At 70.7% G+C, this 21,412-nt stretch carries 19 protein-coding genes; 15 read left to right on the top strand and 4 right to left on the bottom strand.

The window, feature by feature from the left end:
- Positions 1–82: 82 nt before the first annotated feature.
- Genes O1W71_RS07025 through O1W71_RS07005 form a run of 5 tightly spaced genes read left to right on the top strand, consistent with a single transcriptional unit; the run spans position 83 to position 3,624 of the window.
- Complete coding sequence (locus tag O1W71_RS07025; RefSeq protein WP_112616319.1) at positions 83–412, top strand: hypothetical protein; 330 nt, start codon at positions 83–85, stop codon at positions 410–412.
- Positions 409–1,680, top strand: a complete 1,272-nt coding sequence (locus O1W71_RS07020) for a hypothetical protein (RefSeq protein ID WP_269267143.1) — start codon at positions 409–411, stop codon at positions 1,678–1,680. Before O1W71_RS07025 ends, O1W71_RS07020 begins: the two co-directional genes overlap by 4 nt.
- A 33-nt stretch (positions 1,681–1,713) precedes the next feature.
- Complete coding sequence (locus O1W71_RS07015; protein WP_269267142.1) at positions 1,714–2,319, top strand: hypothetical protein; 606 nt, start codon at positions 1,714–1,716, stop codon at positions 2,317–2,319.
- The gene (locus O1W71_RS07010) at positions 2,316–2,876 is read left to right on the top strand and encodes a hypothetical protein (protein ID WP_269267141.1); all 561 of its coding nucleotides are present in this window, start codon (positions 2,316–2,318) and stop codon (positions 2,874–2,876) included. Before O1W71_RS07015 ends, O1W71_RS07010 begins: the two co-directional genes overlap by 4 nt.
- Positions 2,869–3,624: a hypothetical protein gene (locus tag O1W71_RS07005; RefSeq protein WP_269267140.1), complete on the top strand. Its 756-nt coding sequence runs from the start codon at positions 2,869–2,871 to the stop codon at positions 3,622–3,624. The genes O1W71_RS07010 and O1W71_RS07005 overlap by 8 nt, the downstream gene beginning before the upstream one ends.
- A 12-nt stretch (positions 3,625–3,636) precedes the next feature.
- On the opposite strand, the gene O1W71_RS07000 is transcribed toward O1W71_RS07005, so the two are convergent.
- Positions 3,637–4,686: a lipoate--protein ligase family protein gene (locus O1W71_RS07000; RefSeq protein WP_023952552.1), complete on the bottom strand. Its 1,050-nt coding sequence runs from the start codon at positions 4,684–4,686 to the stop codon at positions 3,637–3,639.
- Positions 4,687–4,786: 100 nt separating this feature from the next.
- Here O1W71_RS07000 and O1W71_RS06995 point away from each other — a divergent pair, with 100 nt between their 5' ends.
- Together O1W71_RS06995 and O1W71_RS06990 are read left to right on the top strand one after the other, a co-directional pair.
- Positions 4,787–5,530, top strand: a complete 744-nt coding sequence (locus tag O1W71_RS06995) for an ABC transporter ATP-binding protein (RefSeq protein WP_112616309.1) — start codon at positions 4,787–4,789, stop codon at positions 5,528–5,530.
- On the top strand, positions 5,527–6,936 hold the full coding sequence (locus tag O1W71_RS06990) for an FtsX-like permease family protein (RefSeq protein ID WP_269267139.1): 1,410 nt from the start codon (positions 5,527–5,529) through the stop codon (positions 6,934–6,936). The genes O1W71_RS06995 and O1W71_RS06990 overlap by 4 nt, the downstream gene beginning before the upstream one ends.
- Here the strand turns inward: O1W71_RS06990 and O1W71_RS06985 are convergent.
- The gene (locus O1W71_RS06985) at positions 6,933–7,778 is read right to left on the bottom strand and encodes an alpha/beta fold hydrolase (RefSeq protein WP_269267138.1); all 846 of its coding nucleotides are present in this window, start codon (positions 7,776–7,778) and stop codon (positions 6,933–6,935) included. The two genes, O1W71_RS06990 and O1W71_RS06985, sit on opposite strands and share 4 nt — an antisense overlap.
- 83 nt (positions 7,779–7,861) lie before the next feature.
- Here O1W71_RS06985 and O1W71_RS06980 point away from each other — a divergent pair, with 83 nt between their 5' ends.
- Positions 7,862–8,320 (top strand): MarR family winged helix-turn-helix transcriptional regulator, encoded by a 459-nt coding sequence (locus O1W71_RS06980; protein ID WP_112616303.1) that lies wholly within the window; start codon positions 7,862–7,864, stop codon positions 8,318–8,320.
- Between the two features lie 8 nt (positions 8,321–8,328).
- Positions 8,329–9,663, top strand: coding sequence for an MFS transporter (locus O1W71_RS06975; protein WP_269267136.1), 1,335 nt, complete (start codon positions 8,329–8,331; stop codon positions 9,661–9,663).
- Positions 9,664–9,791: 128 nt separating this feature from the next.
- Here the strand turns inward: O1W71_RS06975 and O1W71_RS06970 are convergent, their stop codons facing one another.
- Both O1W71_RS06970 and O1W71_RS06965 read right to left on the bottom strand, forming a co-directional pair.
- Positions 9,792–12,668, bottom strand: a complete 2,877-nt coding sequence (locus tag O1W71_RS06970) for a rhamnogalacturonan lyase (RefSeq protein ID WP_331282646.1) — start codon at positions 12,666–12,668, stop codon at positions 9,792–9,794.
- A gap of 229 nt (positions 12,669–12,897) precedes the next feature.
- Positions 12,898–13,902, bottom strand: coding sequence for a LacI family DNA-binding transcriptional regulator (locus O1W71_RS06965; protein WP_112616299.1), 1,005 nt, complete (start codon positions 13,900–13,902; stop codon positions 12,898–12,900).
- A 128-nt stretch (positions 13,903–14,030) separates the two neighbouring features.
- Here O1W71_RS06965 and O1W71_RS06960 point away from each other — a divergent pair, with 128 nt between their 5' ends.
- The 6 genes from O1W71_RS06960 to O1W71_RS06935 all read left to right on the top strand — a co-directional run bounded on the left by O1W71_RS06960 (position 14,031) and on the right by O1W71_RS06935 (position 21,394).
- Positions 14,031–14,456, top strand: coding sequence for an L-rhamnose mutarotase (locus O1W71_RS06960; protein WP_269267135.1), 426 nt, complete (start codon positions 14,031–14,033; stop codon positions 14,454–14,456).
- A complete protein-coding gene (gene rhaI / locus O1W71_RS06955) occupies positions 14,453–15,619 on the top strand; it encodes an L-rhamnose isomerase (protein ID WP_269267134.1) in 1,167 nt (388 codons plus the stop codon). The genes O1W71_RS06960 and rhaI overlap by 4 nt, the downstream gene beginning before the upstream one ends.
- Positions 15,616–16,932, top strand: a complete 1,317-nt coding sequence (locus tag O1W71_RS06950; RefSeq protein ID WP_269267132.1) for an MFS transporter — start codon at positions 15,616–15,618, stop codon at positions 16,930–16,932. Before rhaI ends, O1W71_RS06950 begins: the two co-directional genes overlap by 4 nt.
- Complete coding sequence (locus O1W71_RS06945) at positions 16,929–17,789, top strand: alpha/beta hydrolase fold domain-containing protein (protein WP_269267131.1); 861 nt, start codon at positions 16,929–16,931, stop codon at positions 17,787–17,789. The genes O1W71_RS06950 and O1W71_RS06945 overlap by 4 nt, the downstream gene beginning before the upstream one ends.
- Before the next feature lie 28 nt (positions 17,790–17,817).
- Complete coding sequence (locus O1W71_RS06940) at positions 17,818–19,869, top strand: bifunctional aldolase/short-chain dehydrogenase (protein ID WP_269267130.1); 2,052 nt, start codon at positions 17,818–17,820, stop codon at positions 19,867–19,869.
- A 97-nt stretch (positions 19,870–19,966) separates the two neighbouring features.
- A complete protein-coding gene (locus O1W71_RS06935) occupies positions 19,967–21,394 on the top strand; it encodes a rhamnulokinase (RefSeq protein WP_269267129.1) in 1,428 nt (475 codons plus the stop codon).
- The last annotated feature ends 18 nt before the right edge of the window (positions 21,395–21,412 follow it).

The raw sequence follows: 21,412 nt of genomic DNA, 5'->3' as shown, positions 1-21,412 counted from the left end.
CGTCACCCGAGATGGGGAGTGCTCCCCATCGAGAGGTCTGGTGCTCCTGAATACACTGTCAACGCAAGCAGAGGGGAGCGCCATGTCGGATGTCATCGTCACTTATGACGTGCTCAACGAACTCAACGGGTCGTTGAAGCAGATCATCGTCGAATTCGAGAAGGCGGAGGAACGCGCCGACGACCTTGAGGACTCCGTAGGTACGCCGTACGGCAAGACCCGCCTTCGAGACGCGTCGTCGGAGTTCGAGAGCGGCTGGAATGATCGCCGCCGCGGACTCCGCGAGGATCTGATGAAGATCCAGGAACGGGTCGAGAGCACGGGACGCGGCTGGGCCGAGTGGGATGTCGAGGCCTCTCGGTCCACTCAGGTCGAGCGCAACGAGGCTGCGACGATGCCGAGGGCCTCATGAGCGGGTACGGATTCGGCGCACGCGACATGGCGCCATCCCCCCGCGGACGAGAGATCTCCGTCGTCACCGGTGACGCCGCCGCCGTGGTTCGGCGCGGCGGGGAGATCGAGGACTTAGGGGCGCAGATGATCGGCGCGGCGGGAGTGCTCGAGGCGATCGCCGACGGCGCCGATGGTCAGCGGGGTCTGTCGATCGAGAAGATCCGCGAGGTGGTCGGCGAGATCCACGAAGAGTTGCGTCTCGCCGGTGAACGCTACGAGCCGACGGGCGCAGCAGTTCGAGAGTATGGCGAATCGCTCAGCGATGTGCAGCAGTCGATGCGTCCGATCGTCGAACGCTGCCAGGCCGCCTGGGACGCTTACGTCCGCGCGCAGCAGAACTACGACGAGACGGCGGGATCGGCTCCGCTCTTTCCCTCTCCGACGCCCGACGACCCTGGGCCCAGCGCGGCGGAGCTCGCTCACGAACGTGACGTTGCGCAGGCCCTCACCGCCCAGACCAATGCACATGCCGAGTTCGTCTCGGAGGCCGAGACCTACGATTCCGCCTACGACACCTGGGAGAGCGCCTTCGAGCTGGCCGCATCACGCATCGGCACGGCTACTTCCGGCGGTATCCAGGACAGCGGCTGGGACGACTTCGACGGGTTCGTCGAAGGCGCGCTCGTCGTACTCCAATGGGTGGGGATCGCGCTCGCGGTGGCGGCTTTCGTCATCGGCGGACCGATCATCGCCGCTCTCGGCGCGATCGTCGCCCTGGTCACCCTGGGTCTGACGCTGTACAAAGCCGGACGCGGCAACTCGGATCCGTTCGAGATTGCGGTCGCGGTGATCGGCGTCATCCCGTTCGGGAGCCTCGCCAAGTTCGCCGGCGGCGCGCGATCGGGCTTCACGGCGGTCGGAAGCGACCTGATCGGGGGCCTCGGGACGACAGCCGGACGCACGGACTTCGCCCTGGCCTTCTCTCGATTCGGCGATACCTTCAGCACCGCGCGCACCTTCGGGGCGGGCGGATGGACGTCCTTCACTACCGCCATGCGTGGCTCGTCGGCGATGGACGACGTCGCCGCCCGCCTCATGGGACACGGTTTCGCTGCGAACGCGAACGATGCCCTCAGCACGGGCGGCTGGGGCGTCGTGGGAACGGTCGCCGGGCACTACGGCTGGATCGCCAACACCCCGGGCCAGATCGCATTGGCAACGTACGACGTGATCAGTGAGGCCTCATCGCCCGTCGATACGTGGGAGGCTGAGCTTGCCCGATCCTGAGCACGGCATGAGGAGTCCCCACCGATGAACAGATTGCGCGCCGATGTGCTGGGACAGTCGTACCCGGAGTTCTCTGTCGTACTTCCCGACGGCTGGGAGGAGTTCACCACGACGCAAGCCGCACAGGCCGCGCTGATGGGCCGGGCTTCGGAGCGACTCAGTGCAGCGCACCGGCCGGAATTAGCGGCCCAGCTGCGCGCGATCACCACGAGGGCATTCTCGAAGATGCGCGCGACCGGCACCGAGCGCTTCTACATTCAGACCCGCGCCTGGTCCAACGACCTCCTACTACCGCTGTCCATCACTGCGAGCGTCCGCGAGGCTACCGCTCAGAAGACGCTCGATGCTCAAGTTGCGGATCTGATACGCACCCGCGGCGCGACCGCTCTGCGTGACGATCGCCGCTTCGTGCGCTGGGAGTCAGAGTCAACCCTCGCCCTCGGAACCGAACGAGCCCGCCAGTACACCACTACGTATCTGACGCCGATCCCGGGGACGGAGCGCCGAGAGGCGCTGCATCTGGTGGCGGTGGCGGTCGCGCCGGCCGATGGGTCCGTTCCGCGCTCGCACCCGCTTGTCGCCGGAATGTTCGAGCTGAGCGACGCGGTCGTGTCGACGCTGCACTGGAGCACGAGGTGAGACTCACCGTATCGCCCGACCCGCGGGTATGGCTGCACATCCCGAACCACCTCGCCCCAGGTCAGGCGACGACCGAATGGGAGCGGGAGACGGCGGCGAGATTCGCCGCATCGCCGATGGCCCCGTCAGACCGGGAAGCCGCCGTCGCGATCGCGCATGCGGCGCGTGCCGCCCTCGACCCGAGCACGGGGTTCGGGGTGCAGTTCTGGCCCGGAGCGGCCCCGGTCGCCCTTCTGGTGCGAGCCGAGGTGCGCCCGCCGCTCGCGGCCGACCAGGACGTCGTCGCAGCCCTCCTCGGAGACATTCCGCTGGCGATGGCGCCGACCGTCGAGGAGATCACTGTCCCCGGCATCGGCGCGGGCGTGGTGGTTCGCTTCATTGCGGCGGGCCCGGATACGCCCGGCGCACCGGTCCCGGCCGGGATCGGTATCCTCGTCTCCGGCGAACTGTGCGCGGTGCGCCTGCTGAGCGACCCGACGACCACGACCATGGTCGGTGTGGTGGAGGAGCCGCTGCGGACGCTGGCCCAGTCGATGAGAGTAGAAGACGATGCGTGAGAGCTCCGCCGCGTCCGCGGCCCGCGAACTCGTGGAGTCCGGGCGCGGATTCGACGCCGCGCTGATCGAGCGCGCCGCCTTCGCCGACGAACCGGCGGTCCAGGATCTGCTGGACGCGTCGGACGAAGAGCGCCGCCGCCCGGTCGGCCGCGGGTCGATGTTCCGCTCACTGGGCGTCGCACTGCTGGAGTTTCTGCCGATCATCGCCGCCGGGGTCGTCGTGATCCCCGCCCGAACGGCATCCGACCTGACCGTGCCGACACTCGTCGCCGCTGCGCTGGCGATCGTGGCGGCGGCATCGCGTCCGGTGCTGTGGCGGCAGCTGGCGAGCGGGCGCGCCGAGGCGAGCGGTTCCCAGCTGTCCATCAATGCCATCTCGGTGCTCTTCGCCGCGTTCGCGATCCTCATCGTCGCGCTGCGCTCCGATGACGCCGGTGCCCCCGGCCTCACCATCGCCGCCTTCGCCGTGCAGGGCATCGCGTCCGCCATCACCGTCGCCGCCATCGTCCGAGCCGGGCGTCGCGCCGGAGGGTCGCCGACTCCGCGGACGGGAGTCGAGGCCCTGCGCGCCGCCGTCGGCGCGCTGCCGGCCGCGCGACAGGAGCGGGCGCGAGAAGACATCGCCACCGCATTGCGCATGGCGGTCGACGGCGGCATCCTGAGCGAATCGGATGCCGCCATCCTGACGCGAGCGCCGCTCGGCGGTCTCGCCCGAGCCCACTGGGCCCTGTCGCAGACGCGCCGCTGACGACGCCGCGGCTCAGGGAACGCGCTTGAGCCAGGCGTCGGTGGCGAACTTCGACTCGACGAGCGCCTCGGCCTCGGCGTACTCCTCGTCGGAGATCGTGCCGGGCACGGCGCCGTAGCGCTTCGAGAACACCTCGATGAACCGCTCGATGATCGCGTCGCGCGGCAGACCCGTCTGGCTGCGCAGCGGATCGACGCGCTTGGCGGCCGAGACGGTTCCCTTGTCGCTGAGCTTCTCGCGGCCGATGCGCAGCACCTCGGTGAGCACCTGCCCGTCCATGTCGTACGACAGGGTGGCGTGGTGGAGCACCCCGCCGTTGGCGAGACGCTTCTGCGCCGCGCCGCCGATCTTGCCCGAGGGCGAGGCGATGTCGTTCAGCGGCTGGTAGGTCGCCTCGATGCCGAGCGAGCGGAGGGCCTCGAGCACCCAGTCGTCGAGGAACGCGTACGAGTCGGCGAAGGTCAGCCCCGCGACGAGGGATGCCGGCACGTACAGCGAGTACGTCACGATCGAGTTCGCCGCCATCATCATCGCTCCCCCGCCGGAGATGCGGCGCACGACGTCGAACCCGTGCTTCGCGGCACCCTCGGGGTCGACCTCGTTGCGGTACGACTGGAACGACCCGATCACGACGGCCGACTCGTTCCACTCCCAGATGCGCAGGGTGGGGTTCCGCCGGCCGTCGCCGACGCGGGTGGTCAGCACCTCGTCGAGCGCGAGGTTCATGCTGGGCGACACGGCTCGGTCGTGGACGACCTCCCAGTCGAATTCGCGCCAGCCCGGGGCCGTGATCATCGCGCGACGCACGGCCGTGCCGACCGACTCGGGCGTGAAGCCGAGCAGCTGCGCGCCGTCGGGCAGCGCGGAACGGACGGCTGCCGCGATGGTGGCGACATCCGACTCCTCGGGCAGGCCCGTCACGGCCGCATCGATGTCAGCGAGGGCGTCGTCGGGCTCGAGGAAGAAGTCGCCCGCCAGGTGGAAATCGGCGATGCGGCCGTCGCGCACCTCGAGGTCGACGACGACCAGCTTTCCTCCGGGGACCTTGTATTCGCCGTGCATGCGTCCAGCCTAGGACCGGGCGGAGGATCGGTCGCCCGACGGATGCCGTTACACCTCGCGACGGACGACGGCGCGGGCCCCGCTCGGAAGAGTGGATGACATGAACCCCACCATCGATTCCGCCCCCGTCCTCGAAGCCCGCGGGCTCGTGAAGCGCTACGGGGCGCTCACCGCGCTCGACCGCGTCGACCTGACCGTGCGCGCCGGCGAGGCCGTCGCGATCATGGGCGCCTCGGGGTCGGGCAAGACGACGCTTCTGCACTGCCTCGCCGCAATCATCTCGCCCGATGCCGGCTCCGTCCGCCTCGCCGCTCCCGGCGCCCCGGCGCAGGAACTCGTCGGCATGCCCGACGCCGACCGCTCCGCCGTGCGTCGCAGCAGCCTCGGCTTCGTCTTCCAGGACCACCTGCTGCTGCCCGAGCTCACCGCCGTCGAGAACGCTGCCCTGCCGCTGCTCCTCGTCGGCACGGCGCGAGCTGCTGCCGAAGCGCACGCCGCCGCCTGGCTCGGCGCCCTGGGCCTCGCCGGCATGGAGAACCGGCGCATCGGCGAGCTCTCCGGCGGGCAGGCGCAGCGCGTCGCCATCGCCCGCGCCCAGGTGACCGGAGCCCCCGTGGTGTTCGCCGACGAGCCGACCGGCGCCCTCGACTCCACCACCTCCGCGGAGGTCCTCGATGCGCTGCTGCACGCCACCACCGGCCAGGGCCGCAGCCTCGTCGTCGTGACCCACGATGCGGAGGTCGCGCGCCGCTGCGACCGCGTCCTCCGGATGCGCGACGGACGCATCGTCGATTCGTCCGTCTTGCCCGCGCGTGGGGCCGCAGCCGCCGAGGTGACCCGATGAGCGTCGTCGTCGCGACCGGTTCGCTCCCGCAGCCTCCGACCCCGCTGGCCCGAGCGGCGGAGACACCGGGCAGTGTGCGCTGCGTCGCGGCTCTCACGGTCCTGCTCTCCCGGCCGGCGCGGCAAGGGTCTGCGGCCATCGTCCTGCCACTGGTCGCCTTCGCGGTGACGACGATGCTCATGCTGATCGTCGCGGGCGGCACCCGCATGTTCCTCACCGACCCGCGCACGGGCCAGATGGCTTTCCTCTACGGCGTGCTCAGCGTCCTCGCGCTCATCCTTCTCGCTGTTCCGACAGCAACCCTCGGGGCTGCCGCCGCGCGCCTGTCGAGCCGGCGCCGCAACGACCGGCTCTCGACGCTGCGCCTCCTCGGCGCCACCAACACCGAGGTCGGAGCGATGGCGGTGGGTGAGGCATCCGCCGTCGCGTTCGCGGGAGCACTGGTCGGCGCCGCCGCCTACGGCATCGCCCTGCCGCTGGTCGGGCTGCTCCCCTTCTTCGGTGGCCCCGTCGGTGCCACCGCCGTGTGGGCCGGATGGCCGATCGTCCTGGCCGTCATCCTGGGCGTCGGGCTCATCGCGACGGTGAGCGCGGCAGCGAGCCTGCGACGCGTGCGGCTCACCCCACTGGGCGTGCGCCGCCGCACCGAGGCGCCGCCGCGACGCACCCGCACCCTCGTGATCTCCGGGATCGCGATTGTCGCCGTCGGCACGATCGTGGCCCAGTTCAGCAGCGTGAGCACGGTCCTCGCCCCCGCAGCGTCGATCGCCCTCCTGCTGGCTCTGTTCGCCGGGGCCCTCGCTCTGGTGAACCTCATCGGTACGCCCATCGTCGCCGCACGCGGCCGCTCGATGGCACGCCGCGCCCGGACGGCTGCTCAGCTCATCGCAGGGCGGGAGCTCGCCGCACATGCCCCCACCGCCTGGCGTCGAGTCTCGAGCATCGCGATGATCTCGTTCATCGCCGTCGTCGGGGGCAGCGGCATCGCGCTCACCGAGATCGCCGGCGACGAGCCTGGAATGACGCTGTTCGCCGACATCCGCACCGGCGTCCTCGTCACCCTCGGGGCGGGCTTCGTCCTGCTCGCCGCCTCGGTGGGCGTCAGTCAGGCGGCGTCGGTGCTCGACGACCGCGAGCTCATCGTGGGCCTCGACCGGCTCGGCATGGAGCCCGCGGAACTCGCTCGGGCACGTCGCATCACGGTGATGCTGCCCCTGCGCTGGGCCGCCGCCGGCGGAGCGGTCGTCGGCGTGGCGCTGGCTCTCCCGGTCGTGGGGATCAGCCTGGTCGTCGCGCCGCTGACGATGGCCGTCATCGCGGCGACCTTCGTCGCGGGCTTCGGGGCGGTCGCGCTGGCGCTCCTCGCGTCACGCCCGCTCGTCACGGCAATCCGACGCGGCGCTTAGCCCCGCGGGAAGCGGGCGTCGAGCCAGGCGAGCAGATCGGCCTGCACGTCACCCCGGACCGTCTCGTTGAAGATCTCGTGGCGAGCACCGGGGTAGACGAGCGTCGTCACATCCGTCAGGCCCGATCGCGTGCGGTAGGCGTCGGCGAGGCGATGGACGCTGCGAGGCCCGCCCACGGTGTCGTCCCGCCCGACCATGAGCAGCACCGGGACGTCGACACCGAGGTCGCGACGGGGACGACCGATGAGCTTGAGCGTCTCGACCGGCCCGAACAGGCGGGGCAGCGCGGTCGTCGTCGTGAGGGGGTCGTCCAGGAAGCTCTGCTGGACGGCGGCATCCGTGCTCAGCCACTCGACGCCGTTCGCGCCGGGCGCCTTCCACGGCGCGTTCAGGTCGCCCGAGTTGAGCGATCCGGGCCAGCGCAGCGCCGACCCCGACAGCACGAGTGCCGCGTATGCCTCGGGCCGGCCGTCGAACAGCATCTGCGCGAGGAATGATCCCCACGAGTGGCCGAGGAGCACGATCGGCGCCCCGGGATGGTCGTGCTCGATGATGCGGGTCAGCTCGGCGCAGGCGTCGCGCGCGGCATGCAGCCCTCCCCGACCGAGCTTGCCGAGCTTGCTCGGATCGCCGTGCTGCCGGATGCCGGTGCGGCCATGACCCCGGTGGTCGTCGGCGTAGACGGTGAAGCCCGCCGCGGTGAGGATCCCGGCGAGTTCGGCATACCGGCCCGCGTGCTCGCCGACACCGTGCAGCAGCTGCACGACGGCCCGCTGCTCGCCAGGCGCGGGATGGATGTCGTAGACGATCGCGACCCCGTGCGCGTCGATGAACTCGGGCATGCGGCGAGTCTACGTTTCCGGCCGTCGCATTCCGGACACCACAGACCGTTAGCAAGACTAATGAGCTAGGCTAAACATCACAGATGAGCACCTCCTCCCCCGCTTCCGCCCCACCGACCGCCATCGATCTCGCGCACGACGCGACCGACCTCCGCATGGCGACCTTCCGCCTCGCACGGCGGCTCCGCGCGCAGCGTGCCGTCGATTCGATGAGCGACGGGCAGTACGCCGTGCTCGCGAACCTGCACGTGCACGGTCCGCACACGCTCGGCGAGCTGGCCGACCGCGAGCGCGTATCGGCACCGTCGATGAACCGCACCGTCAACCACCTCGAAGAGCTCGGGTACCTGACCCGGACGCCCGACGACGGCGACCGCCGCAAGGTGAACATCGCCCTCACCGACGAGGGCCGCACCGTCGTGATCGAGACGACCCGCCGTCGCGACTCCTGGCTCGAGCACGCACTGGAAGAGCTCGAACCGGCCGACCGTGAGACTCTCGCGGCCGCCGCCGTCATCATGCGGGCGGTGGCCGACCGATGAGCTCCGCGATGTTCCGCTCCTTCTCGGTGTTCAACTACCGGGTGTGGTTCTTCGGCGCCCTCGTGTCGAACGTCGGCGCGTGGATGCAGGCCACAGCGCTCAGCTGGGTCGTCCTCACCGGCCTCACCGACAACGACGCGGGAGCGATGGGCGTCACGATGGCGCTGCAGTTCGCCCCGCCGCTCCTGCTCGTGGGCGTCACCGGGTGGGTCGCCGACCGTTTCGACCGGCGCCGTCTGCTCGTGGTCACGCAGAGCTCGCTCATGCTCGTCGGGCTGGTCATCGGCACGCTGCTGCTCACGGGCGTCATGACGCTCCCGCTCATGTACGTCTTCGCGTTCACGCTCGGCATGATCTCGGCCTTCGACAATCCGGCGCGCCAGGCGTTCGTCTCCGACATCGTCGCGCGCGAGATCGCGGCCAATGCGGTCGCGCTCAACGCGGCATCCTTCAACGGAGCGCGCATGATCGGCCCCGCTGCCGCGGGAATCGTCATCGTCGCGGTCGGCACCGGCTGGGTGTTCTTCATCAACGCGGCGACGTTCCTCGCGATGATCGTGGCGCTGTTCCTCATCCGACCCGGCGAACTCATCCCGCGGGTCACCTCTCCCGGTGCGGCGCGCCTCGCCGACGGCTTCCGGTACGTGCGCGGGCGCCCCGACCTCATGGTGACGTTCGCGATGGTGTTCCTCCTCGGCGCCTTCGGTATGAACTTCCCGATCTTCGCCTCGACCATGGCGATCGAGTTCGGACGCGATGCCGACGGGTACGGCCTCCTCAGCTCGATCCTGGCGATCGGATCGCTCGCGGGCGCCCTGATGGCAGCACGTCGCGATCGCGCCCGCATCCGCGTCGTGATCTTCGGCGCCGGACTCTTCGCGCTCGCCGCAGCGGTGTCGGCCTTCATGCCGGACTACTGGCTGTACGCGGTGACCCTGATGTTCACCGGGTTCGCGGTCGTGACCACCCTCACGACGGCCAACGGGTACGTGCAGACCACGACCGACCCGGCGCTGCGCGGCCGCGTGCTCGCGCTGTACATGGCGATCCTCATGGGCGGCACGCCCATCGGCGCGCCGATCGTCGGGTGGGTCGCCGACCAGTTCGGGCCGCGCGCGGCCATCGGCCTCGGTGCCGTCGCCGCCTTCGTCGCGTTCGGGGTCGGGGTGACGTGGATGCTCGTCTCCGGACGCGTGCACCGCTCGAGCTCGCGCCGGTTCGCCCTCTCGCTCGACGAGACGCGTCCGATCTCGGTCGTCGCCCCGGAGGAGTTCAGCGACGAGGTCGCCGGCACGACGCCCATCTCCCTGCCCGACGCCACGTCCGACCGCCGCTCCCGCTGACGCCCGCGCCCGCGCCCGATACATCTGTCGGATGGGTGGGGCTGGTGAGCATTCGCACGGCCTCACCGGCCCCACCCGTCACTCCGGCCCTTCGGATGTATCGGGGCCTCGCGTCCGAGCGGGACGCCTCAGCACATCCGGGCGAAGTAGGGCACGTCGTAGGTGGCGTGGTAGCCGACACCGTCGACCCACTGATACGCCGTGACGGTCGCCGACCCGGGCACGAGCGAGTCGCGGCCCGAGTCGAAGAGCCGGTACGCCGCGTCGGCCGCCGCGACCTTCTGCTGCGCGTGCTCGCCGCCGACCGCGGCCAGCCGCACGTCGACCGGCGCTCCCGCCTGATTCGCGGCATGGACCGCGACGTGCACCGCTCCGTTGACGCACTGCGACCGCGCGCTGACTCGGAGTGGCACCGGCTGCCCCTCTCGCACTGTGGCCGTCGCCGACGGCTGCGACTGCGCCGCCGAGCCGAAGGTGCCCGCGGGCGTGACGGTCGCGGTCCACTCCCCCGGCGGGACCGTCGCGAACCGCGCAGAGCGAGCCTCGGTCCCGACCTGGTGCTCGATCGTCTCGCCCGCCGCCGAGCGGAGGGTGACGCTGAAGCCGGTGACCTCGGCGCCGGCATCCGTCGTCTTCCAGCTGACGTTGACGCCGGTCGAGTCCACCCCGATGCCGGGCGTCGCGACGGGCGCGGGAGCAGGCCGCAGCGGCACACCGGCGAAGTCCATGCCCGAGGCGAGGTGGAAGCCGGTGTAGCTCGGCTGGTTGTAGGTCGTCTGCTGACGGGCGACCTCGGCGCGGTACTGCGGATCGTGCATGAGCGTGTACAGCTTGTGCTCGGTCACCTCGGTCGAGACGTACACCCGCAGCGCCGACGAGTCGGCCGTGCGCACGACCAGCTCTTCGCGCCAGTCCCCCAGCACGTCGGCGACGAGCCCGGGGTTGCCCTTCGTGCCGTTGTTGGCGAGGGTTCCGGATGCCGTCAGTACGGTGCCGCGCGCCCAGTCGTCGATCGTCGGGGTGACGTCACCGCTGCCGTTCACGATCTGCGTCGTGAGGTCGCCGCCCCAGCGGATCGAGGCGTTGGTGCCGGGCGTCGCCGCCGAGAGCACCTCGCCCTGGGCGGTCAGCAGGCCCGAGGCATCCGTTCCGCCGGGCATGCTCGACCAGACCTCCATGCCGGGCACGTCGGGGCGCACGTCGCCGATCATCCCGCGCCCGGTGTCTCGGCCCGAGTAGGCGCCGAAGATGACCTCGCCGGTGGCGGCATCCCGCAGTGCCGTGCCGTAGGGCGCGTACGCTCCGCCCTCGTGCACGGTGAAGATCTCCAGACCCGGGCGGGACGGGTCGATGTCGGCGACGTGCATCGCGTCGCCGTGACCGAGGCGCGCCATCTCGCCCGGCGTCGCCGATCCCTCGGGCATCTCGGCGAACGAGCTGTAGAGCAGGCTGCCGTCGTCGTCGAGCGTCGCCGATCCGTAGACGATCTCGTGGCGGCCGTCTCCGTCGACATCCGCCGCCGACAGACTATGGAAGCCCTGCGTCGTGATCGAGCCGTACACGGGATCGGTGCCGTCGACTCCATGGGGACCGTCGATGAACGGGTTGGTCATCGGGGCATGCCCGCTGTCGACGAACCACCGTTTCGACAGGTTCTCGCCGTCCCAGTCGTAGGTCGCGATCGTCGTGCGGGTGTAGTAACCGCGAGCGAACACCGCCGACGGGCGCTCACCGTCGAGATAGGCGACGCCCGCCAGGAACCGGTCGACCCGGTTACCGGGCTCGATGCGCGACATCGCGTAGTCGCCCCACAGCAGGCCGTCGTCGCCGCGGTCGGGCTCGTAGCGCACTGTCTGCAGCTCGGCCCCGCTCTCGCCGTCGAAGACGGTGAGGTATTCGGGCCCGTCGAGGATGAAGCCCTCGAAGTTCCGCAGGACGTTGCGGGCGCTGCGGCTCGGCGCGTACACGTCGATGAAGTGGTCGACGAGCGCGCGGGCATCGGCCTCCGACAGCGGGTAGTCGTAGCGCGGCTCGATGCCGAAGGCCTCTTCCAGGGTGGCCGGCCACTGGCCCGAGACGACTTCGTCGCGCGTCGACCATCCGCGGAACATCTCCTCGAGGTGGTCGGCGTAGTCTGCGGCGCTCATCCGGTAGTCATCGGTGTGGGCGTAGCCCGCCGCGACATCCTCGTCCGGCATCGTGACGTACTGCTCCGAGGCCACCGAGCCGTCGTCGGCGTAGGTGATCGACTTCGTCCCGGGCGCGGTCTTGAGCATCGTCTCCGACCGGCCATCGCCGTCGAAGTCGTAGACGAGGAACTGCGTGTAGTGCGCGCCGGCACGGATGTTCGGACCGAGGTCGAGCCGGTTCAGCAGGCGCCCCTCGAGGCTGTAGGTGTCGATGTAGACCCCGCCGTTGTACCCGACCTGCGAGACGTCCTTGGAGTTCGAGGGATCCCACTTCACGATGAACTCGTAGCGCCCGTCACCGTCGACGTCACCGACGGAGACGTCGTTGGCCGAGTAGGTGTATTCCTCGCCCGCCGGGGTCACGCCGCCTTCGGGCCGCTGCAGCGCGATGTCGAGGAAGCCGGCATCCATCGCGATCGCGGCCTCGCTCGCCGCCGCCTCGACGCCCGCCGTGACCGGCGCCACGCGATAGACGGATGCCGCCGTCCCGGCGTCGTCGCGGTAGTTCGTGCTGTCGGTGACGGTGGCGATCGGAACGTCGTCGCGGAAGACGACGAAGTCGGTGCCCGTGAGGCCGGTCTCGCCGGCACCGCTGGCCTCGCCCGCGAGCAGACGCCAGCTGAGGAAGACGCCCTCGTCCGTCGGCACGGCGACCAGGCCGCGATCGAGGGTCTCGAGCCGCGGTATCGGCGCGGACGGCGGCGCCTCGACCCCTGCCGCGGGAAGCGTTGCGACGCCCCCGACCGTGAGGGTCGCCGTGGCGAGCGTGCCCGCGGCGAGGCCGGCGAGCAGCGAGGAGCGGAGTCTGTTCTTCATAGAATGGATCCCATCGGAATGCGCTTTCCTGCGTTCCGATGAGCCTAGGCGCACCTCCCCCGCGCGCCGATGAGTCTTCTCTCATCCGGTCCGCGCGGCCTCCACCCGATGGTGCCGAGGTCCCACTTGGGCCGGTAAAGCGGCGCGCAGAACCGGCCGAACGGGGACCTCGCGGGGCGACAGGGCCTCGCGGGGCGACGGCGCCTCGAGGGGCGACAGGATGCCGCGGTCAGCCGGTCGAGTCGCGGACGACGAGCTCGGGGCGGAAGCGCACGCGGCGCTCGTGCTCGCCGGCGGGATCGTCGAGGCCTCGCAGCAGGAGGTCGACGGCGCGGTATCCGATCTCGTGGGCGGGCTGGCGGATCGAGCTGAGCGGCACGACGGTGGCCGACGCGAAGTCGATGTCGTCGTAGCCGATGAGCGCGACCTCCTCGGGCACGCGAAGCTGCCCGAGCACCGCGAAGGCCTGCAGCACGCCGACGGCGAGCAGGTCGTTCGCCGCGAACACGGCATCGACGCGGTCCTCTCCGCGGCGGTCGCGCAGCTGCTCGCCGGCAGCACGGCCGTGCAGCACCGACAGGGCGGGCACGGCGAGCTCTTCCAGGTGAGCACCGGCGACTTCGGCCACCGCGCGCCGCGCACCCTCGAGACGATCGGCGACCTGACGGATCGACACCGGTCCGCGGACGAACGCGATGCGCCGACGCCCGCGGGCCAGCAGGTGCGACACGGCGAGATAGCCGCCCTCGACGTCGTCGACCGACACCGAGGCGAAGACGTCGTCGGGCACCTCGCGATCGACGAGGACGACCGGGACCCCCGCCGCCTGCAGCCCACGCAACCGCTCCAGGTCGTCACTCGCGGGGGTCACGAGCACGCCGTTGACGCGCTGCTCGCGGAAGAGGTCGAGATACGCCGACTCGCGCTCGGGCTTCTCGTCGCTCGTGCTGAGCAGGACCGCCATGCCGCTCTCGGCAGCACGCTCCTCCGCGCCCCGCGCGACCTCGGCGAAGAACGGGTTGCCGATGTCGAGCACCACGAGGCCGATCGACCGGCTGCGTCCGGCCCGCAGCTGTCGGGCCGCATCGTTGCGGACGAACCCCAGATCGGCGATGGCCTGCTGCACGCGCGCGACCATCTCCGGCGACACGCGCGTCGGGTTGTTGAGGACGTTCGAGACGGTCCCCACCGAAACGGATGCCGCGACCGCGACATCCCGCACGCTCACTGCCATGCACACCACCGTAGCGCGAGCACGACGGCAACGGCAGGATGTGGGTAAGCGCTTGCCGTTTGTGCCCGCGCGCACAACCCGCTACGCTCGTGAAACGATTCACACCAGCTCACCAAGGAGCCTCGACGATGAGTGCATCTACCCACCGGGTCTGCTTCTCGCTGCAGATCCATCCGGATCTGCTCGACGAGTACGTCGCCCGACACACCCCCGTCTGGCCCGAGATGCTGGCGGAGATCGCCGCGTCCGGCCGCCGCAACTACTCCCTGTTCCTCGGTGAGGGCAGCCGGTTGATCGGCTACTACGAGGTCGACGACGACGCCGCGGCTCAGGCGTACCTCGCCGCGTCGCCCGTCGCAGCCCGCTGGGAAGCCGAGATGGCCCGCTTCTTCGTCGGACTCGAGGGGCGTCCCGATCAGGCTGCCACGCCCCTCACCGAGGTCTTCAACCTGCACGACCAACTCGCGGCGACCGCCACCGGCACGGCGACCGCCACTGGCACGGCCCCGACGACATCCACCGAAAACCCCGACGAAAGCGACGACGCATCGTGAGCACCCTTTCCCCCGACCACTTCGCCCTGCTCGAGCGCCAGGGCATCGAGCTGCCCAGCTGGGCGTTCGGCAACTCGGGCACGCGCTTCCGCGTGTTCCCCACCGCCGGCACGCCGCGCGATCCGTTCGAGAAGATCGCGGATGCCGCCGAGGTGAACCGTGTCACCGGGCTCGCCCCGGCCGTCGCGCTTCACATCCCGTGGGACAAGGTCGACGACTTCGGCGCCCTCCGCCGCCACGCCGAAGACCTCGGGGTCGCACTCGGCACGATCAACTCGAACACGTTCCAGGACGAGGACTACAAGTTCGGGGCGCTGACCCACGAGGATGACGCGATCCGCCGCAAGGCCATCGACCACCACCTCGAGTGCATCGACGTGATGGATGCCACGGGCTCCCGCGACCTGAAGATCTGGCTGGCCGAGGGGTCGAACTACCCCGGGCAGAACGACATGCGCGCGCGTCAGGACCGCCTAGCCGATTCGCTGCAGCGGATCTACGACCGCCTGTCGGGCGAGCAGCGCCTGGTGCTGGAGTACAAGTTCTTCGAGCCGTCGTTCTACCACACCGACGTCCCCGACTGGGGGACGAGCTACGTGCAGGTGGCGGCGCTCGGCGAGCGCGCGATGGTGTGCCTCGACACGGGCCACCACGCTCCCGGCACCAACATCGAGTTCATCGTCATGCAGCTGCTGCGCCTCGGCAAGCTCGGCTCGTTCGACTTCAACTCCCGCTTCTACGCCGACGACGACCTCATCGTGGGCGCGGCCGACCCGTTCCAGCTGTTCCGCATCCTCGTCGAGGTGCTGCGCGGCGGCGGCTTCGACAACCCCGACGTGGTCTTCATGCTCGACCAGTGCCACAACATCGAGGCGAAGATCCCGGGCCAGATCCGCTCGGTGCTCAACGTCCAGGAGATGACCGCCCGCGCGCTGCTCATCGACGCCGACGCCCTCGCCGCCGCCCGCACCGCGAACGACGTCCTCGGGGCGCAGGCGGTGTTCATGGACGCGTTCTACACCGACGTCCGCCCGGCCCTGGCCGAGTGGCGCGAGTCGCGGGGTCTTCCCGCCGACCCGATGGCCGCGTACGCGGCATCCGGCTACCAGGAGAAGATCGAAGCCGACCGCGTCGGCGGCACCCAGGCCGGGTGGGGCGCATGAGCACGACCCGCACCCGCCGCCCGCTGAGCGCCTGGAAGGCGACGATCGCCGTCGCCATGTCGAACTACATCGAGGCCGGCGCGATCATCGCGCTCGCCACGAGCCTGACGCTGTGGCAGGAGGCCTTCGGCTTCGACGACGGCGTCGTCGGCATCGTGGCCGCCCTGTCGGCCAACGCCTTCGGCGCCGCGATCGGTGCCGCGATCGGCGGTCCCCTCTGCGACCGCCTGGGCCGCAAGTTCATCTACACCTACGACCTGATCGTGTTCATGCTCGGAGCTCTAGCCGTCACGTTCGCGCCGAACCTCGGGGTCCTGCTCGTCGGCGTCATCCTCATGGGCATCGCGGTCGGCGCGGGCGTTCCGGCGTCGTGGACCTACATCGCCGAGGAGGCACCCAACGAGCACCGTGCCGCACACGTGGGCACGGCGCAACTCGCCTGGTCCATCGGCCCGGCCGTCGGGTTCCTGCTCGCGGTCATCGTCGGCCCGCTGGGTCTGCTCGGCTCGCGCCTGATCTTCTTCCACCTCTTCGTCATCGCCGCCGTGACGTGGTGGGTGCGCCGTGGACTCCCCGAGTCGCGCCGGTGGAAGAGCCAGCGCGAGGCTGCGCTCGTCGCGGGCGAACGCCCGTCGTTCTTCTCCGGCATCGCGGGCTTGCTCAAGGAACCGAAGAACTGGGGCGCCCTCGCCTTCCTCATCGGCGTCTACGGCCTCTGGAACACCGTCGCGGGCCAGGCCGGCATCTTCCAGCCGCGTGTGTACGACGCCGCGGGCCTCCACGACCCGATGCAGCAGAACCTGCTGCAGGTGCTCGTCTGGAGCCTCACGGCAGCCGCGACCTTCTTCGGCTTCATGCGCTTCGGCGACCGGGTGCGCCGCAAGTGGCTGTACCTCGGCGGTGCGGCGCTCGGCGTCGTGGCGTGGGCAGTGCTGATTTACGCTCCCCCGGGGCTGTTCTCGCTGCTGTTCTTCGCCGTCGCGTGGGGTGTCTCCGCCGGCGTCGGGGCGCAGGCGTTCTACGGTCTGTGGACCGCCGAGCTGTTCGCCACCCGCTACCGCGCGAGCGCGCAGGGCGTGCTCTTCATGCTCGCCCGGGTCATGGTCGGGCTCCTGAGCCTCGTCTTCCCCGTCCTGCTGTCGGGACTGGGACTCGCCGGACTCGGCGTGATCATCCTCGGGCTGCTCGTCGCCGCGCTGCTGATCGGAACCATCTGGGCGCCGAACACCGAGGGCAAGTCACTCGAGGACATCGAGCTCGAGCGCTACGGCCGACATGTCCCGACTCCCGCGGAAGAGCGGGTCGCCCGGTGAGCGCCGCCTCCCCGGCCGCGCCCTCGCCCACGTCCGAGGCGGGCGGGCTCATCCGGCTCTACCGCGCGGCCGAGCCCGACGGCACCGGATTGGTATGGATGCACGGCGGCGGCTTCGCGTTCGGCGACCTCGACATGCCCGAAGCGGATGCCGTCGCTCGCGGGCTCGCCGCGGCGGGGACGACGGTCTTCTCCGTCGACTACCGCCTCGCCCCGGTGCCGCCCGCGTGGGACGGCGCCGACCAGCAGACGGACGACCGCAGCGGCAACCGCTACCCGGCGGCATCCGACGACGTCCTGCGGGCTTGGCAGTGGGCGGCGTCTCACGCCGAGGAGCTCGGTGTGAGACGCCTGGCGATCGGCGGCGCGAGCGCGGGCGCGAACCTCGCGACGGGCGCGACCCTGCGCCTGCTCAGCGGGGGCGGCATCCTGCCTCGCCTGATCGTGCTGGCCTACCCCACCCTGCTCGCCGTGCAGCCCGCCCCCGGTCCGGCGCTGCGCGCCGCTCTCGCCGCGCACCCCGAGCACGACCGGTTCGGGGCCGACGTCGTCCGTGAGATGTACGAGAACTACCTCGGCCACTCGGTGATCGGCGCGCCGATCGCGGCCGTTCCGGGCCTCGCGTCGACCGACGAGCTGCGCGGCTTCCCGCCGACGCTCATGATCAACAGCGAGATCGACGAACTGAGCGTCTCGGGCGACGTGTTCGCCGCGATGCTGCGGGCCGCCGGCGGCGATGTCGACGTCGTCGTCGAGCCGGGCACCGATCACGGCCACCTCAACCGGCCCGAGCATCCGGGTTTCGCCGCATCGATGGCACGCATCGTGCAGCGATTCGCTGCCCTCGCCGCATCCTGACCTCCCCTCCCTACCCCGAAGGAAAGCCATGACCTCCGCCGCAGCCGCCGACCTCATCGCGCGCAGCAACCGCCTGGGCTCCGACCCCAAGAACACCAACTACGCCGGCGGCAACACCTCCGCCAAGGGCACCGACATCGACCCCGTCACCGGTGAGCCCGTCGAGCTGCTGTGGGTCAAGGGGTCGGGCGGCGACCTCGGCACCCTGACCGAGTCGGGGCTCGCGGTGCTGCGCCTCGACCGGATGCGGGCGCTGGTGAACGTCTACCCCGGCGTCGAGCGCGAGGACGAGATGGTCGCCGCGTTCGACTACTGCCTGCACGGCAAGGGCGGGGCGGCCCCCTCGATCGACACCGCGATGCACGGACTGGTGGATGCCGCGCACGTCGATCACCTGCATCCCGACGCGGGCATCGCGATCGCGACCGCCGCCGACGGCGAGGAGCTGACGGCGAAGATCTTCGGCGACGGCACCGGTTCACAGCGCGTGGTCTGGGTGCCCTGGCGGCGACCGGGGTTCCAGCTCGGCCTCGACATCGCCGAGATCAAGGCGCAGAACCCGCAGGCGATCGGGTGCATCCTCGGCGGGCACGGCATCACGGCGTGGGGCGACACCTCGGATGAGGCCGAGGCGAACAGCCTCTGGATCATCGAGACCGCGCAGGCATACATCGACGAGCACGGCGCGGCCAAGCCCTTCGGCGGCGTGCGCGCCGGGTTCGAGGCGCTGCCCGAGACTGAGCGCCGAGCCCGCGCAGCCGCCCTCGCCCCCACGATCCGCGGCATCGCCTCGACCGACAAGCCGATGGTCGGCCACTACACCGATGCCGACGTCGTGCTCGACTTCCTGGCATCCGAGAAGGCTCCCGCCCTCGCTGCTCTGGGCACGAGCTGCCCCGACCACTTCCTGCGCACGAAGGTCAAGCCACTCATCCTCGACGTTCCCGCCACGGCGTCGGTCGAGGCGCAGATCGCCCGTCTGCACGAGCTGCACGCCGAGTACCGCGCCCACTACCAGGCGTACTACGACGCACACGCCGACGCGGACTCCCCGGCAATCCGCGGCGCCGACCCGCTCATCGTGCTGGTCCCGGGCGTGGGGATGTTCTCGTACGGGGCGAACAAGCAGACCGCACGCGTTGCGGGTGAGTTCTACATCAACGCGATCAACGTCATTCGCGGCGCCGAGGCCCTCTCGACCTACGCGCCGATCTCGGACGCCGAGAAGTTCCGCATCGAGTACTGGGCGCTCGAAGAGGCCAAGCTCCAGCGGATGCCCAAGCCCAAGACCCACCAGGGACGCATCGCGTTCGTCACGGGAGCGGCATCCGGCATCGGCAAGGCCATCGCCACCCGGCTCGCTGCCGAGGGGGCATGCGTCGTCGTCGCCGACCTCGACCTCGAGAAGGCGCAGGCCGCGGCCGCGGAGCTCGGCGGCACCGACGTCGCGATCGGCGTCGCAGCCAACGTCGCCGACGCCGACGGCGTGCAGGCCGCGATCGACGCGACGCTCCTGGCGTTCGGGGGCATCGACCTCGTCGTCAACAACGCCGGCCTGTCGCTGTCGAAGCCGCTGCTGGAGACGACCGAGAAGGACTGGGACCTGCAGCACGACGTCATGGCCAAGGGGTCATTCCTCGTCTCGAAGGCCGCGGCGAAGGCGCTCATCGAGCAGAGGATGGGCGGCGACGTCATCTACATCTCCTCGAAGAACTCCGTCTTCGCCGGGCCCAACAACATCGCGTACTCGGCGACGAAGGCCGACCAGGCCCACCAGGTGCGGCTGCTGGCGGTCGAGCTCGGCGAGCACGGCGTGCGCGTGAACGGCATCAACCCCGACGGTGTCGTGCGCGGCTCGGGCATCTTCGCCTCCGGCTGGGGCGCCAACCGCGCCGCAACCTACGGCGTCAACGAGGAGGACCTCGGCCAGTTCTACGCCAACCGCACGATCCTCAAGCGCGAGGTCGTCCCCGAGAACGTCGCCGATGCTGTGTTCGTGCTCACCGGCCCCGAGCTCTCCCGCACGACCGGCCTGCACATCCCCGTGGACTCCGGCGTCGCCGCCGCCTTCCTCCGATGAGGGCAGGCATTCGAATGCACGGCTTCGCGCCCAGTGCACGGCATCCGCACGCTCCAAGGTCGTGCACTCGGCGACAGGCCGTGCACTCGCGGGAAGGATGCCGCGCGTGACCGCGTCAGGGAATGTGGTGGCGGTTGACCTCGGGGCCACCAGCGGGCGGGTCATCGTCGGGCATGTGGGGGCTGACGCGCTGCGCACCGAGACCGTGGCGCGGTTCGCCAACGATCCGGTGCACGCGGGCGACGGCCTCCACTGGAACCTCGTGGGGATGTACGGATCGGTACTGGGCGGCCTGCGCGAGGCCTTCCGCGCGACGCCTGAGATCGCCTCGATCGGGGTCGACTCGTGGGCCGTCGACTACGCGCTGCTGCGCGGCGGGCGGATGCTGGGCGAACCGTTCCACTATCGCGACGAGCGCACCGCCCGCGGGGTCGAGAGCGTGCATGCGCGCTTTCCGCACGCCGAGCTCTTCGAGCGGAACGGCCTGCAGTTCCTGCCGTTCAACACGCTGTACCAGCTCGCCGCTGAGGACCCGGAGGTGCTGGCGTTCGCCGACACCGCCCTCCTCGTACCCGACCTCGTCGGGTACTGGCTGACCGGCGAAGCCCGTGCCGAGCAGACCAACGCGTCGACGACCGGACTCCTGCGGGTGCTGCAGGCCTCGTGGGACGGCGCCCTCGTCTCAGCGCTCGGCATCCCCCGCGGCATCCTCCCTCCGCTCATCGCCCCGGGCGATCGGCTGGGCCCGCTGCGTCCGGACGTCGCAGCGTCGATCGGGGCGCCGAGCGACACGCCCGTGACTGCCGTCGGATCGCACGACACCGCCTCGGCCGTCGTCGCCGTGCCGATGCAGCCGGATGCCGCGGCCTACATCTCGTGCGGCACATGGGGTCTCGTCGGCGTCGAGGTCGACCACCTCGTGCTGACCCGCGCCGCTCTCGAGGCGAACTTCACGAACGAGGGCGGCGTCGACGGCCGCGTGCGCCTTCTGCACAACGTCATGGGCCTGTGGGTCCTGAGCGAGGCCGTGCGGCAGTGGGAGCGCCGCGAGGGACACCGCATCGATCTGCCGACCCTGCTCGACGCCGCACGCGAGGCCGACGGCGTCGTCTTCGACGTCAACGACCCGCGTTTCCTCGCGCCCGGCGAGATGACCTCGCGCATCGACGCCTGGTGCGCCGAGCACGACGTCGCGCCGCCGCGCACCCGCGCGGAGTACACCCGGTCGATCGTCGAGTCGCTCGCGCAGGCGTTCGCCGACGCCGTGGCCGATGCCGCGCGCCTCGGCCGCGTCGATGTCCGGACGATCCACATCGTCGGTGGCGGGGCGCTCAACGAGCTGCTGTGCCAGCGCACTGCCGACCGCGCCGGGATGCCGGTGCTCGCCGGACCCGTCGAGGCGACGGCACTCGGCAACGTCCTGGTGCAGGCCCGCGCCGCGGGGTTCGTCTCGGGCTCGCTCGAGGCCCTCCGCGACCTCGTCGCCCGCACGCACGCACCGCGCCGCTACGAGCCCCGAGCCTAGCCGGGGAGCCGTGGTGCC

The sequence above is a fragment of the Microbacterium sp. H37-C3 genome (assembly GCF_027157935.1).
Lineage (GTDB): Bacteria > Actinomycetota > Actinomycetes > Actinomycetales > Microbacteriaceae > Microbacterium > Microbacterium plantarum.
This window is presented reverse-complemented; position numbering and strand designations above follow the sequence as displayed.

Bases quoted from the DNA above. Each gene is read 5' to 3' on its own strand.
- O1W71_RS06960 (WP_269267135.1), top strand. From the start codon at position 14,031: ATGAGTGCATCTACCCACCGGGTCTGCTTCTCGCTGCAGATCCATCCG.
- O1W71_RS07020 (WP_269267143.1), top strand. From the start codon at position 409: ATGAGCGGGTACGGATTCGGCGCACGCGACATGGCGCCATCCCCCCGC.
- O1W71_RS07025 (WP_112616319.1), top strand. From the start codon at position 83: ATGTCGGATGTCATCGTCACTTATGACGTGCTCAACGAACTCAACGGG.
- O1W71_RS06985 (WP_269267138.1), bottom strand. From the start codon at position 7,778: ATGCCCGAGTTCATCGACGCGCACGGGGTCGCGATCGTCTACGACATC.
- O1W71_RS06935 (WP_269267129.1), top strand. From the start codon at position 19,967: ATGCCGCGCGTGACCGCGTCAGGGAATGTGGTGGCGGTTGACCTCGGG.
- O1W71_RS06940 (WP_269267130.1), top strand. From the start codon at position 17,818: ATGACCTCCGCCGCAGCCGCCGACCTCATCGCGCGCAGCAACCGCCTG.
- O1W71_RS06950 (WP_269267132.1), top strand. From the start codon at position 15,616: ATGAGCACGACCCGCACCCGCCGCCCGCTGAGCGCCTGGAAGGCGACG.
- O1W71_RS07000 (WP_023952552.1), bottom strand. From the start codon at position 4,686: ATGCACGGCGAATACAAGGTCCCCGGAGGAAAGCTGGTCGTCGTCGAC.
- O1W71_RS07005 (WP_269267140.1), top strand. From the start codon at position 2,869: ATGCGTGAGAGCTCCGCCGCGTCCGCGGCCCGCGAACTCGTGGAGTCC.
- O1W71_RS06965 (WP_112616299.1), bottom strand. From the start codon at position 13,902: ATGGCAGTGAGCGTGCGGGATGTCGCGGTCGCGGCATCCGTTTCGGTG.
- O1W71_RS06980 (WP_112616303.1), top strand. From the start codon at position 7,862: ATGAGCACCTCCTCCCCCGCTTCCGCCCCACCGACCGCCATCGATCTC.
- O1W71_RS06975 (WP_269267136.1), top strand. From the start codon at position 8,329: ATGTTCCGCTCCTTCTCGGTGTTCAACTACCGGGTGTGGTTCTTCGGC.
- O1W71_RS06995 (WP_112616309.1), top strand. From the start codon at position 4,787: ATGAACCCCACCATCGATTCCGCCCCCGTCCTCGAAGCCCGCGGGCTC.
- O1W71_RS06990 (WP_269267139.1), top strand. From the start codon at position 5,527: ATGAGCGTCGTCGTCGCGACCGGTTCGCTCCCGCAGCCTCCGACCCCG.
- O1W71_RS06970 (WP_331282646.1), bottom strand. From the start codon at position 12,668: ATGAAGAACAGACTCCGCTCCTCGCTGCTCGCCGGCCTCGCCGCGGGC.